General features: G+C 60.3%; 12 protein-coding genes. 4 read left to right on the top strand and 8 right to left on the bottom strand.

Features of this window, described 5'->3' with window-relative positions:
• Positions 1-67: 67 nt before the first annotated feature.
• The gene (locus V6R85_RS22205; protein ID WP_003505593.1) at positions 68-781 is read right to left on the bottom strand and encodes a FadR/GntR family transcriptional regulator; all 714 of its coding nucleotides are present in this window, start codon (positions 779-781) and stop codon (positions 68-70) included.
• Between the two features lie 206 nt (positions 782-987).
• On the opposite strand from V6R85_RS22205, the gene V6R85_RS22200 reads away from it, so the two are divergent.
• From V6R85_RS22200 to V6R85_RS22185, 4 genes are read left to right on the top strand one after another with little or no spacing between them, the layout of a single operon-like run.
• Positions 988-2016, top strand: a complete 1029-nt coding sequence (locus tag V6R85_RS22200; RefSeq protein WP_060727246.1) for an ABC transporter permease — start codon at positions 988-990, stop codon at positions 2014-2016.
• Entirely contained in the window at positions 2013-2912 is a 900-nt protein-coding gene (locus tag V6R85_RS22195; protein ID WP_020009778.1) for an ABC transporter permease, read from the top strand. Before V6R85_RS22200 ends, V6R85_RS22195 begins: the two co-directional genes overlap by 4 nt.
• Entirely contained in the window at positions 2899-3744 is an 846-nt protein-coding gene (locus tag V6R85_RS22190) for an ABC transporter ATP-binding protein (RefSeq protein ID WP_087746941.1), read from the top strand. The genes V6R85_RS22195 and V6R85_RS22190 overlap by 14 nt, the downstream gene beginning before the upstream one ends.
• Positions 3741-4478, top strand: a complete 738-nt coding sequence (locus V6R85_RS22185) for an ATP-binding cassette domain-containing protein (RefSeq protein WP_129565343.1) — start codon at positions 3741-3743, stop codon at positions 4476-4478. Before V6R85_RS22190 ends, V6R85_RS22185 begins: the two co-directional genes overlap by 4 nt.
• A 101-nt stretch (positions 4479-4579) precedes the next feature.
• Here V6R85_RS22185 and V6R85_RS22180 read toward each other — a convergent pair whose 3' ends face one another.
• From V6R85_RS22180 to V6R85_RS22150, 7 genes are all read right to left on the bottom strand, one after another.
• Positions 4580-5632 (bottom strand): ABC transporter ATP-binding protein, encoded by a 1053-nt coding sequence (locus V6R85_RS22180; protein ID WP_336377209.1) that lies wholly within the window; start codon positions 5630-5632, stop codon positions 4580-4582.
• Positions 5633-5649: 17 nt separating this feature from the next.
• Positions 5650-6492 carry an ABC transporter permease subunit gene (locus V6R85_RS22175; RefSeq protein ID WP_129565341.1) on the bottom strand — a complete coding sequence of 281 codons (843 nt, stop codon included), beginning with the start codon at positions 6490-6492 and terminating at the stop codon, positions 5650-5652.
• Positions 6482-7414: an ABC transporter permease subunit gene (locus V6R85_RS22170; protein WP_129565340.1), complete on the bottom strand. Its 933-nt coding sequence runs from the start codon at positions 7412-7414 to the stop codon at positions 6482-6484. Before V6R85_RS22170 ends, V6R85_RS22175 begins: the two co-directional genes overlap by 11 nt.
• A 10-nt stretch (positions 7415-7424) precedes the next feature.
• Positions 7425-8696: an ABC transporter substrate-binding protein gene (locus V6R85_RS22165; RefSeq protein WP_336377208.1), complete on the bottom strand. Its 1272-nt coding sequence runs from the start codon at positions 8694-8696 to the stop codon at positions 7425-7427.
• Between the two features lie 49 nt (positions 8697-8745).
• Positions 8746-10347, bottom strand: coding sequence for an FAD-dependent oxidoreductase (locus tag V6R85_RS22160; protein WP_336377217.1), 1602 nt, complete (start codon positions 10345-10347; stop codon positions 8746-8748).
• A gap of 5 nt (positions 10348-10352) precedes the next feature.
• Positions 10353-11423 (bottom strand): substrate-binding domain-containing protein, encoded by a 1071-nt coding sequence (locus V6R85_RS22155; RefSeq protein WP_129565338.1) that lies wholly within the window; start codon positions 11421-11423, stop codon positions 10353-10355.
• Positions 11424-11621: 198 nt separating this feature from the next.
• Entirely contained in the window at positions 11622-12359 is a 738-nt protein-coding gene (locus tag V6R85_RS22150) for a PHB depolymerase family esterase (RefSeq protein WP_111817306.1), read from the bottom strand.
• Positions 12360-12394: the final 35 nt, after the last annotated feature.

Below are 12394 nucleotides of genomic sequence, written 5' to 3'. Positions count from 1 at the left end.
CGATTCTCTCCTCTCCCCATGCAAGTCATCATATGACATCGCATGAAATAAGATGAGTGTCGAGATACTATTGCGCTTCCGATAGCAACCTGTATCGGCGCTGGCTCGCAAGCATATGTTCGCGCATGGCTTTTCGCGCCGCGTCGGGATCCTGTTCGACGATGGCGCGCAGGATTGCCTCGTGCTCGGCCTGCACTTTGCGAAGATAATTCGCGTCACCGGTTTCCGGCAGCGTCGGGAACTGCCCGCGCGGTATGGAGCGCGAACCGAACTGACGCAGCGCCTCCAGATAAAAGCGGTTATTGGTGGCGATCGCGATGGCCGTGTGGAACTCGTAATCGGCATCGACGGTGGTTTCACCCGCATCGATGGCGCGGGCCATTTTCCGGTGCGCCGCAGAGATTGCGGCTTCCTGCTGGGCCGTGCGGCGATAGGCGGCGATTGCCGCCGCCTCCCCTTCCGTCGCAAGCCGGAACTCGAGCATTTCCAGCGTTTCCGCGATGGTGCCGACCTCGGATTGCGTCAGTTTCACGCCGGCCCATTCACTGGCATTGCTGACGAAAACACCTTTACCCTGGATCGGAACGACATAGCCAGCAGAGCGCAGATCGGCAATCGCCTCGCGAACCACTGTCCGACTCACGCCATAGCTGCGCTCCAGCTCCGGTTCCGTAGGAAGCTGATCACCGTTTTTCAGTTTTCCACTGCGAATTTCTGCGCTGAGATTATCGATGATCTGTTGTGCCCGCCTCTCCCGCGGCCTCACCCTGTCGCCCATCATGCCACTCTTCCCTCTTGCAGAATACGAATCCCTTCGCTACTCATATGATGACATGACAGCACGTCATATGTTTTCATGTTAACTCAGGGAGGAGTTGGGATGAAGTACCATCAAGAGTTTTTGCAATGGAGAATTGCGCGTCTGCGGCGAGCAGCGTGCAAAGGCTCCACCGCTGACGGCGTTCTCACAGGGAAGTACGGCCAGCAATGACGGAGATCTCACTGCGCGGGCTTGGACATCGTTTTCTGCAACTGATCGTCAGCCTCTTCATCCTGCTCTGCATCACCTTCATCATCGGTCGGGTCATGCCGACCGATCCGGTCGGGGCGATCGTCGGCGAACTTGCGGACCCGAAGGCCTATGAGGCCATGCGAGCACGGCTGGGGCTCGATCTGCCGCTTTACCAGCAGTTCTTCATCTACCTGCGCGGACTGCTGCATGGCGATTTCGGCATTGCAATCCTGACCGGCAACCCCGTGACCCGCGATCTGGCGCAGGCGTTTCCCGCGACCTTCGAACTCGCCACGCTGGCGATCATCATCTCGACGGTCGTCGGTGTCCCACTCGGTCTTGCCGCCGCCCTCTTCCGCGATACCTTCATCGACAAGTTCGCGCGCGTTTTTGCGCTTGTCGGGCATTCGATACCGGTCTTCTGGTTCGGCATCGTCGGGCTGGTGATTTTCTACGCGAACCTCAACCTTGTCGCGGGGCCCGGCCGGGTCGACGTCTTTTACGAAGGCCTCGTGGAGCCGAAGACGGGCTTGATGCTCATCGACACCCTCCTTGCGGGTGAGACGGAAATCTTCTGGAACGCGCTTGGACACATCATTCTGCCCGCCATCATCCTCGCCTATATGGCCATGGCCTATATCACCCGCATGACGAGGGCCTTCACCCTCGAACAGCTCAGCCAGGATTATGTCATCGCGGCACGGGCCAAGGGCGTCAGCCCCGCACGCACCATAACCCGTCATGTGCTGCCCAACATCGCCGTGCAGCTCATCACCGTTCTGGCGATTTCCTATGGAAACCTGCTGGAAGGCGCCGTAGTCACGGAGATCGTATTCTCCTGGCCCGGTATCGGCCAATACATGACGAATGCGCTGCTCATCGGCGACATGAATGCGATTCTGGCCGCCACGATCGTTATCGGCTTCATATTCATGCTGCTCAACTTCCTCGCCGATCTGGCCTATACCACGCTTGATCCCCGTACACGGGAGGCCGCACGATGACCGATATCGCGCATAACAATACTGTTGATCGACCCAGCGCCCTGTCGCGCCTGTCGACCACCACCATGCGGACGCTTCGAAAGCTCGCAGACGAACCGCTTGGAATGTTCGGCTTCGCCATTCTGGCCATTCTGGTTGTCGTCGCCATTTTCGCCCCGCTCATCGCGCCTTACGATCCTGCCCGTCAGGCGCTCGAAAACGCGCTCCAGCCTCCCAGCTGGGCGCATCTGGCCGGAACCGACGAATTCGGCCGCGACATTTTCAGCAGGCTTGTCTACGGCACCCGCATCACTATCCAGACGGTTTTGTCGGTCTCGATCATCGTTGGTCCGATCGGCCTTGCCATTGGCGTGATGGCCGGTTTCTTCGGTGGCAGAACCGACGCGATCCTGATGCGCGCGACCGATATCGTCCTGTCCTTCCCGTCGCTCGTGCTGGCATTGGCCTTTGCGGCCGCCATGGGCGCCGGTCTCGGCACGGCGATCATCGCGATCTCGCTGACGGCATGGCCGCCGATTGCGCGTCTTGCCCGTGCGGAAGCGCTTGTGGTGCGCAATACCGATTACGTCGCCGCCGCCCGTCTCTATGGCGCCTCGCCGCTGCGCATCCTGTTTCTATACATCGCGCCGATGTGCATTCCCTCGGTCATCGTTCGCCTGACATTGAACATGGCCGGCATCATCCTGACCGCCGCTTCACTCGGCTTCCTTGGTCTAGGAGCGCAGCCGCCGCTGCCGGAATGGGGTGCAATGATCTCCAGCGGCCGCAAGTTCATGCTCGATTACTGGTGGGTCGCCGTCATGCCCGGCATCGCCATCCTGCTGACGAGCCTTGCCTTCAACATCGCCGGCGATACGCTGCGCGACCTCCTGGATCCGCGCCATGCCCGTTCCTGATAGCTCCCCCATTCTTTCGGTCCGCGACCTCAATGTCCGTTTCGGCCGCAACACCATTCCCGCCGTGTCCAACGTCAATTTCGACGTCGGGCGCGAAAGGGTCGGCATCGTCGGTGAATCCGGCTCCGGAAAATCCACCACCGGCCGCGCCGCCATGCGGCTCCTGCCGAAAAGCGCTACCGTGACGGCGGAGCGGATGGATTTTCTCTCCGAACCGCTGCTCACAAAATCCGAACGCCAGATGGGCGCGATCCGCGGCAGCGAGATGGCGTTGATCATGCAGGATCCGCGTTATTCGCTGAACCCGGTGCTGCCCATCGGAAAGCAGGTGGCGGAAGCAGCCGAGCTGCATCTGGCGCTGACCGGCAAGGCGGCGAGAGGTGCCGCGCGCGACATGTTGCTGCGCGTGCGCATCAACGATCCCGACCGCGTGATGGCGCTTTATCCGCACCAGATATCGGGCGGCATGGGCCAGCGCGTGATGATCGCCATGATGCTACTCGCCAAGCCGAAGCTGGTCATTGCCGACGAACCGACTTCGGCCCTCGATGTCAGCGTCCGCAAGGATGTGCTTTTGCTTCTGGACGAGATGGTGCGCGAGAATAATTCCGGCCTGATCCTCATCAGCCATGACATCCGCATGGTCGCTGCCTTCTGCGAACGCGTGCTGGTCATGTATGGCGGGCGCGTCGTGGAAACGCTGACAAAGCTGGAGGATGCGCAGCATCCCTATACGCGCGGCCTGATCGCGGCGATGCCCGATCCCCGCAATCCGGTGCGGCGTCTCAAGGTGCTGGATCGTCAGGCAATCGATGCGGAGGTGATGCGATGATCACGGTGGACAAGCTCGACGTCGTCTACGGCGAAAAGGAAAAACGCAATCACGTCGTGCGCGGCGTCAGCCTCACGGTCAACAAAGGCGAGACCCTTGGTATCGTCGGCGAGAGCGGTTGCGGCAAGTCGACCTTGCTGCGGTCGCTGGCGGGGCTGGAAGCCGGCTGGACCGGCTCGATCAGCTTTAACGGCAAACCGGTCGGCAAGACCCGCAGCCGCGACGAACTGAAACTGGCCCAGATGGTATTTCAGGACCCCTACGGTTCGCTGCACCCACGCCACCGCATCGGCCGGGCGCTCGCCGAACCGATCCGCGCGATGGGGCTTGGCGATGGCTGGTCGAAGGTTCCTGCCGCCCTGCAGCAGATGGGCCTGCCCGCACATTTCGCCGAGCGCTTCCCGCACGAACTTTCCGGCGGCCAGCGCCAGCGCGTGGCAATTGCCCGCGCGCTGATCCTCGAGCCGCCGATCCTGCTGCTCGATGAGCCGACATCCGCGCTCGACGTCTCCATCCAGGCCGAAATCCTGAACCTGCTTGCCGACCAGCGCGAAGAACGCGACCTGACCTTTGTTCTCGTCAGTCACGACCTCGCGGTCATCGCCCATATGTGCGATCGCGTGCTGGTCATGCAGAACGGGGTTTTTGTCGATGAGTTGACCAAGGCCGATCTTGAAGCCGGCGTTACCCATTCGGCCTATTCAGGCGAGCTGTTCGAAAGCAGTTTTCTTTGAAATCCTCCGTCGCGACATGGTCGGCAACGGCCTGAACCGCGACGGGGCTCCGTTCAGACGGACACCGGGTCCGCGGCTCGTGCCAGCCGCGGGCGCGATAATCAGTTCAGCCGATCTCCGTTTTCATCCGAAAACAGATGGATGCCGTCAAGCGCTGGCGAGACCCTTATCTCGTCGCCGACTGCCTGCCCTATGCGTTCCCGAAAGACGCCTAGCACCCTTGAGCCGCCGAGTTTCATGGTGACCTGCGCTTCCGATCCCAGCGGTTCGACGAGCATTATCTCCGCCGGTACGCCGGACGCATCAAGTGAGAAGTGCTCTGGACGGATGCCATAGACGGCCCCTCTTCCCGCCAGACCGGCCGCAGCAGCCGGCAGGGGCAAGACCACACCCCCGGTTTCAAAACCGCCTGCCGATATCGTCCCGGACAGAAAATTCATCGATGGTGATCCGATGAAGCCGGCGACGAACTGATTTGCCGGGCGGTCGTAAAGTTCGAGCGGCGTGCCGACCTGCTCGACCCTGCCGCCGTTCAGGACCACGACCCTGTCCGCCATCGTCATCGCCTCCACCTGGTCATGCGTCACATAGATCGTGGTGGTCTTGAGCTTCTGGTGCAGCGCCTTGATCTCGCCGCGCATGACGACGCGCAGTTTCGCATCGAGATTGGACAGGGGTTCGTCGAACAGGAACACCTGCGGGTTGCGCACGATGGCACGGCCCATCGCAACACGCTGGCGCTGGCCGCCGGAAAGCTGGCGCGGATAACGGTCGAGCAGCTGTGTGAGGCCGAGAATATCCGCTGCCCAGTTCACTTTTTCAGCGATTTCCAGCTTGCTTGAACCACGATGCTCCAGCGAAAAGCCCATGTTGCTGGCGACCGTCATATGCGGATAAAGCGCATAGGACTGGAACACCATGGCGATATCGCGGTCCTTCGGGTCGAGATCGTTGACGATCCGCTCGCCGATCCTGAGTTCGCCGCCGGTAATCGTTTCAAGACCGGCTATCATCCGCAGCAATGTGGACTTGCCGCAGCCGGAGGGCCCGACAAGGACGACAAATTCGCCATCCCTGATGTCGAGATCGACACCGTGAATGGTTTTCACCGCGCCATAGCTTTTGCGGATGTCGGACAGGGTAACGTTAGCCATCGATCGATTCCGGTTCTTCAGCCCTTGAGGCCGGTATGGGCGAGGCCTTCGACGAACTGCTTCTGGGCAATCACGAAGACGATGAGCACGGGCAGCGCGGTGAGCGTCGCTGCGGCAAGCTGGATGTTCCACATCGGCCCGCCATAGGCGTCGGTATATTGGGTCAGCGCCTGCGGCAGCGTGAACATCTCGGCGCTGGAAAGAAAGACGATCGGCTCGAGGAACAGGTTCCAGGAATGCAGGAAGGTGAAGATTGCGACCGACGCCAGCGCCGGTTTTGCCAGCGGCAGCGCAATCTTGCGGAAAATCTTGAAACGCCCGAGACCATCGACACGCGCCGCTTCCTCAAGCTCGCCCGGCAGTGTGACAAAAAACTGCCGCATGACGAAGGTGGCGAAGACACTTGGCGCGCCGAAGATCGGAACAAGGATCAACGGCCAGTGGGTGTTGACCATGCCGGCCTTCAGGAACATCTGGAACAGTGGCACGATCGTCACTTCCGAGGGGATCAGGAGGCCAAGCAGCACGATCATGAAGATCAGATTGGCACCCGGAAACCGGATACGTGCGAAGGCATATCCTGCCATGGAGGAGACAATCATCGTGCCAATCGTCACGACAGCAGCAATATAGGCGGAGTTCCAATATTGCCGCACGAAGGGCTGCAACTCGAATACCTTCGAGTAGGTCGTCCAATCCTGGTTTTGGGGAAAGAACTGCGGCGGGAAGGCGAAGATGTCGCTGATCGGCTTGATCGATGATGTCACCATCCACCAGGTCGGGAAAACGAACGGGATCAACAGCACACACAACAGCCCGTAAAGCGTCACCTGCATGCGGGGGGAAAGGTCAGCTTTCATAAAAGACGATCCTCTTGCGCATCTGCCACTGGGCGAAGGTCAATACTGCGACGATCAGGAACAGCAGGATGGAAAGCGTCGAGCCATAACCGAAGAAATGGAACTGGAAGGCCTGCTGATAGAGGTAATAGACCAGCACCGTGGTCGAGAGACCCGGCCCGCCCTGGGTCAGAACCGCAATCTGCGCAAACACCTGCAGCGAGCCGACGATGGTGATGATCGAGGTCAACAGGATAGTGGGGCTGATCAGCGGCAGGGTGATGCGACGAAACTGCTTGAAGGCGGGCGCACCGTCGATGCGGGCCGCCTCGTAGAGTTCCTTCGGCACGCCCTGGAGCGCCGCCAAAAACAGGATCATGTTGAGCCCGACATTCTTGAAGACCTGCACGACGATGACAGAAATCATCGCTGTCGTCTCCTCGCGCAGCCAGTTGGGCCCCTCGATGCCGATCATCAGCAACATGCCGTTGATGCCGCCGTTCTTCTGCAACAGAAAACCCCAGACAATCGTCCAGGCGACCAGCGAAACAACCACCGGCGAGAAGAACAGGGTTCTGAAGATCGCAATACCGGCAAGTTTCTGGTTGAGCAGCACGGCGAGCAGCAGCGCCAGCGACAGGTTGAACACGACAAGCCCGGCCGAGAAGATCGCGGTCGCGCCCAGCACCCCACGAAGATTGCCGTCTTCCATCAACATCCGGTAGTTCTGCGTACCGGTATAGGTGAAGGTATTGGCGAGCACATTCCACTCATGCAGTGAATACCAGAACACCAACCCGAGCGGGATCAGCACGAAGATGGCGATCCCGATCAGTTGCGGGGCGATGAACAGAAAGCCTGCGAGGCTGTCGCGCCGCGCGATGGTCCAGAACGCCGATACCGGGCGATCTTGACGACGGGTAACTTCCTGCGCGACAGCCATGGCTTTCTCCTTAACGCTTCAGGAGCGGCCCGATCTGGCCGCAGATTTTTTGAAGCGCACCCGCGACATCGGCCTCCGGCCGCCAGACGGCGTCGAGGTTCGAGCGCACGATCTGCTGGATCTGGGCAAAGCCGGTATGGCCGGGCATGACCTTGCCGGTGGCGATGCCTGATATGACGACCTTTTCGATCTGCTCCTGGCTGAGCAGCGGATTGGTCTTTTTCAACACCTCCGCATTCAGCAGCGACTTGCGCGCCGAGGGAAAGAACTGGCTGAGCTTGGTGGAATTTTCCGGATTGGTCATGTAGGCGACGAACTCGGCTGCAGTCTCGGCATTCTTGCCGGACTGCATGACGCCGATGCCCGCCTGGCCGATCAAGGCATATTCGCCAGCCGGCCCCTTGGGCAGCGGCACGAGGTCCCAGCCGAAAGGCTTGTCCTTCGGCAGAAGCGAGGCACGGCTGATCTGGGTTATGGTCATGGCCGCATTACCGGCAAAGAAATCGACCGTCTCGCCCGGACCGGGCATGGCCTTCTTCTCGAAGATGGCGTCGTGGATGAACGAGACGGCATCCGCCATCGGCTTTTCCGCCATGGTGCAGGTTGTACCGTCAGCGCTCCAGGGGGAAGCACCCCAGCCGTTCCACACCGAGGTGAGATATTGCCAGCTCTGGTAATTGAAATCACGGACGACAAGCCCGCCCTTGCCGGCTTTTGCGACGGCAGAGGCCGTGGCGATGGCGTTCTCCCATGTCCATTCGCCGGCAGCGATCATGTCCGCCGGCGTCTTGGCGCCTGCGGCCTTGATGAGATCATTGTTGGCGAAGACGGCAAAGGGTGAGGTCGAGAACGGATAGGCGAAGAGCTTGCCATCCTGCGACCAGCGTTCCGTGGCGCCGGCGCTGACTTCCTCGAGATTGTAACCCTGCGCGGCTTTCAGCGTGTCGGTGAGCGGGTAGAGCGCGCCTGACTTGACGAAATCATAGGCCGAGGTCTCGAAAATCCACGCCATGTCAGGCGCATTGCCGCCCGCAATCTGGGTCGTGAGCGCAGTCGTGTAGGTGTCGAAAGGCAGGGACTCATAGGTCACGCTGACATTTGGATGGTCCTTCTTGAAGCCGGCCGCGATGTCGTTGAACAGCTTCAGATGCGCCTCGTTGGCGCTCCAGATCGTCATGCGCAGCTTGATCGCATCCTGCGCCGCGGCTGTTCCGGCCAGTGCAAACGAGCCGATGAGGGCCAGCGCGCAGGCGGTGGATTGCATTTTCCAATGATTGTTCATTCCCAGTCCTCCTCCAAAGATGGGTTCGATCGAACGGCAGTCCGCCGTCCTAATAGGCCGCTATGTCCGGCCAGCGTATTTCGATGCCTTCGCGGGTCAGCGCCATCTGGAAGGCATGAAGATGGTCGTCGTCTTCCTGCACCTGATGCGGTGCGAGACCTTTTTCCAGGCAGTGGGCCGCAAGCATTCCAGCCACTTCGCCGATATTCCATTCGACCGGATGCAGGCGGTAGCAACCGTTGGTGATATGCGTCGTGCCGATATTCTTGCCAGCTGGAATGAGGTTCTTCACGCGTTCAGGGATCAGCGCGCCGAGCGGAATCTCGAAGGGGCAGGAAGGCACGTCAATGTAATTGTCGCCGCCGGTCGATGGATGCAGATCGATGCGGTACATGCCGATACCGATGCTGTCGCGATATCGCACCGCGCCTTTGTCACCGCGAACCGTGTAGGAAAGGTCCTGCTCGACGATGCGCGTGACCGGCTTGATGCGGCGGCTTTCACGAATATAGGGCGCCATGGCGAGGCCATGTTCGGTGCCGGTGATATCGCCTCTCAGCCGCAGCCCGCGGAAACCCTGCCCGCCATCAAGACGCGGCGCTTCCGTCTGCAGCCAGTAGAAGACCGAATAGGAAAGGTCCGCCGCCGCCTTCAGATGCCGCGCCTTTTCCTCTTCCGACACATCGATAATCGTGCCGTCCATATAGTCGATCATCGGCCAGTTCACGAGGCAGATGTCGGACTTGTAGAAACCGGGCGTAAAGTTCTTCCGCGCCGCGATACGGCGGAAAATCCAGAGGTTTTCATCGCCGCCGCCCTTGCGCTGGTCGGCATCCACCAGCAGCGGATCGTCATCGGGATTTGGCGTGAAGGATCGGGTGGTGTGCTCAAGCGTGCGCGGATGCGGTGCGGTGAAACCGAGGAGCGGGCCACCCCAGAAATGCGGCTGGTACGAGCGCCAGTAATCGTAATTGTCAGGCTTGTCGATCGTCTGGTCACCCTCGACATGGTCGATGGCAAAGCAGATCGATACGGCCTGCACATTGTCCGGCTGGGCTTCGGCCGGCGCGCTGGGTTCACCCGTGTCCGACTGCGCCTCGAAACCCTTGGCGTATTCCGTGCCCGTCATCGGCAACAGATCGCCGAGTTCGGTGGCATCAAGGATGTAATCGGCGGAAATGACGATTTCAGCGCCGCTGTCGCGATGACGGGCGGTTACTGAGCGAACCCTGTCGCCCTCGACATCGGCCGCGACCGGACGCCAGGGCTTGAGCACCGTCAGACGGCCGGCGCCGATATAGGGGATCAGCATGCTTTCCATGACCGCGAGGCTGACGCGCGGCTCGGCGCAGATGCGGCTCACCCATCCGCCGCCCGGATTGAGATCACCCCATGCCCGTGCGCCTTCCGTCAGCGGATAATGGTCACGATAATATTGACGCACACCGTTGCGCAGCGCCCGGTAAGAGCGGGTGATGCCGAATTGCTCGACCCATGAATGCTCATCCGACGGAACGGCCTGACTGGTCAATTGTCCGCCGATCCAGTCATATTCCTCGGTCATGATAACGCGCTTTCCGGCCCGCGCGGCAGCCAGTGCCGCCGCCACGCCGCCAAGGCCGCCACCGACCACGAGAATATCTGCTTGCATGTCTTTCACGTCGTCACATCCGTTTTGTTGACTGGGGACTTGTTTGCGGAGCCTGCCGGGGCCGGGCCCAATGTTTCCCCTCTGACGGGTTCACATTTGAGAAGGATCTGGCTACCCGGACTGCCGGTCTCGATGCGGTTGACGAGCATGGCAGTCGCCTGCCGGCCCATCTCCTCGCGGGGAATTTCATAGGAGGTGAAGCGCACCGGACTGCGCGCGGCCCTGATATGGCTGCCAAGCACGATCATCGAAAAAGCCCCGGGCACGGCAAGCCCGCGCGCCCTTGCCAGGGTTTCGACACGCACGGCATCGGCCAGTTCTATGAAGAAGGCCGCCGTCGCCCCGCTTTCAAGGATGGCATCGAGGATCTTGTCCGCCGGCCGGTTAACGGCCTTGATATGAAGGGCAAGCGTGGCTGCATCACCGAGCGCCGCACTGAAACCACGCCAGCGGTCGGCGATCGATTCCGCCGGGCCATCGGGGCCGATATAAGCGAGCTTCGAGTGCCCCAGCGCTCTGGCGTCCTCGACGAGCTGCCGCGTTCCCGCGGCATAGTCGCCGCCCACATAAGGAACCGGCCCGCCAGCGTCTCCCCGTCGGCCGATCGCCACGAAAGGATAGTCTTCCGAGACCAGCCGGGCGAGTTCCTTGCGGTCGAATTCGCGACCGAGAACCAGACAGCCATCGGCGATCCTGAGCCTGTTGCCTTCCGAAAAAATCTTGCGGTTATTGCCGACGCCGGCGCTGGTCAGCAGCAGAAGATCATAAGCCTGCTGCTGCGCTTCTTCCTCGATACCCAGCAGGAACGGCGTGAAGAAGTCGGCCTGGGCGCTCGGGAATGCTGGCTCATAGGTGAAAACGCCGAGGATCCGGTTCTGCCCCTTGGCCATGCGCCGCGCAATCGGATCGGCAACATAACCGGTCTGGCGAATGACGGCCTGCACCCTTTCCCGGGTTTCGTCCGGGATGCGCGCGACCGCTGCCGGCGCGCCGTTCAGAACAAGCGACACCGTTGCCTGGCTGACACCGGCAAGCTTGGCGATATCGTTCTGCGTGAGACGTCTGTGACTGGACACGCCATGCCCTCCTTCGGCATTGGTTCCATGCTAATACGTATTAGCAGCTAATGCGTATTAGCACCATTTCCGCGTAGGGAGTCAAGCGATAAAGTGCATTCGCTGAAAGGGTCGCAGATTATCGCAAGCCTGCGCTGCAATGGCGAAACGCGGCAGAAACGGCAATGTCAGCTGTAAAAAACAGCGGTTGGCCCGGATTTACGGACCCGAGGGTGCTTTTTCGCCCGCGAGCTTCTGCTCAAGCAACCAAGTCCACATCCCCTCGTCGTTCAGCACTTTTCCCTCGACCGCCTGATGGTCCGTGTCCTCAAGCACGGTGAGCCGAACATTGCGCTTCAGCTCCTTCAGACGTTGCACAAGAACCACTGTATCGGATAACGGGATAACCTCGTCATTTGCACCATGAAAGGCCCAGAAAGCCGCCTTCTCGTTCGTTCGATTGAGGTAGTGCCGAATGCCGCCGCCGGCAATCGGAACCACCGCGGCGTAAGTTTGAGGAAACTGCTCTGCCATGGACCATGCGCCGAACCCTCCCCGGCTATAGCCGATCAGATAGATGCGTTCCCGATCCACCCGGTGGTTGGCCACCACCGCCTCAAGAACGCTTGCAACACGCTCGATCGGGTAAAGTAGTTCCTCGCTCGGATTTTGCGGTGAAAACACCAGGAAGGGAAAGTCACGTCCCTCCTCGATCATTTTCGGCAAGCCGCTCGATCGTAGCTTTTCGACGTCGCTGCCGCCCTGATCGCCGCCATGCAGCCAGACGACAAGAGGATAGGTCTTGTTCGAGCCGGCGTAATCCTTGGGCGTATAAAGCAGGTAGTTGATGTCAGAAGCGATGGTGACATCGGATTTCATCGCTTTCTGTTCGGCCTGTGCAAATGTCGAGGCGGTGATTGCGGCCAGAGCGATCAGGTAGAATTTAAGTCGTCTCATGATTTTTTCCTCCCAGTGTATAAGCCTCTTCCGGG

The sequence above is a fragment of the Agrobacterium sp. CCNWLW32 genome (assembly GCF_037083425.1).
GTDB lineage: Bacteria > Pseudomonadota > Alphaproteobacteria > Rhizobiales > Rhizobiaceae > Agrobacterium > Agrobacterium radiobacter.
This window is presented reverse-complemented; position numbering and strand designations above follow the sequence as displayed.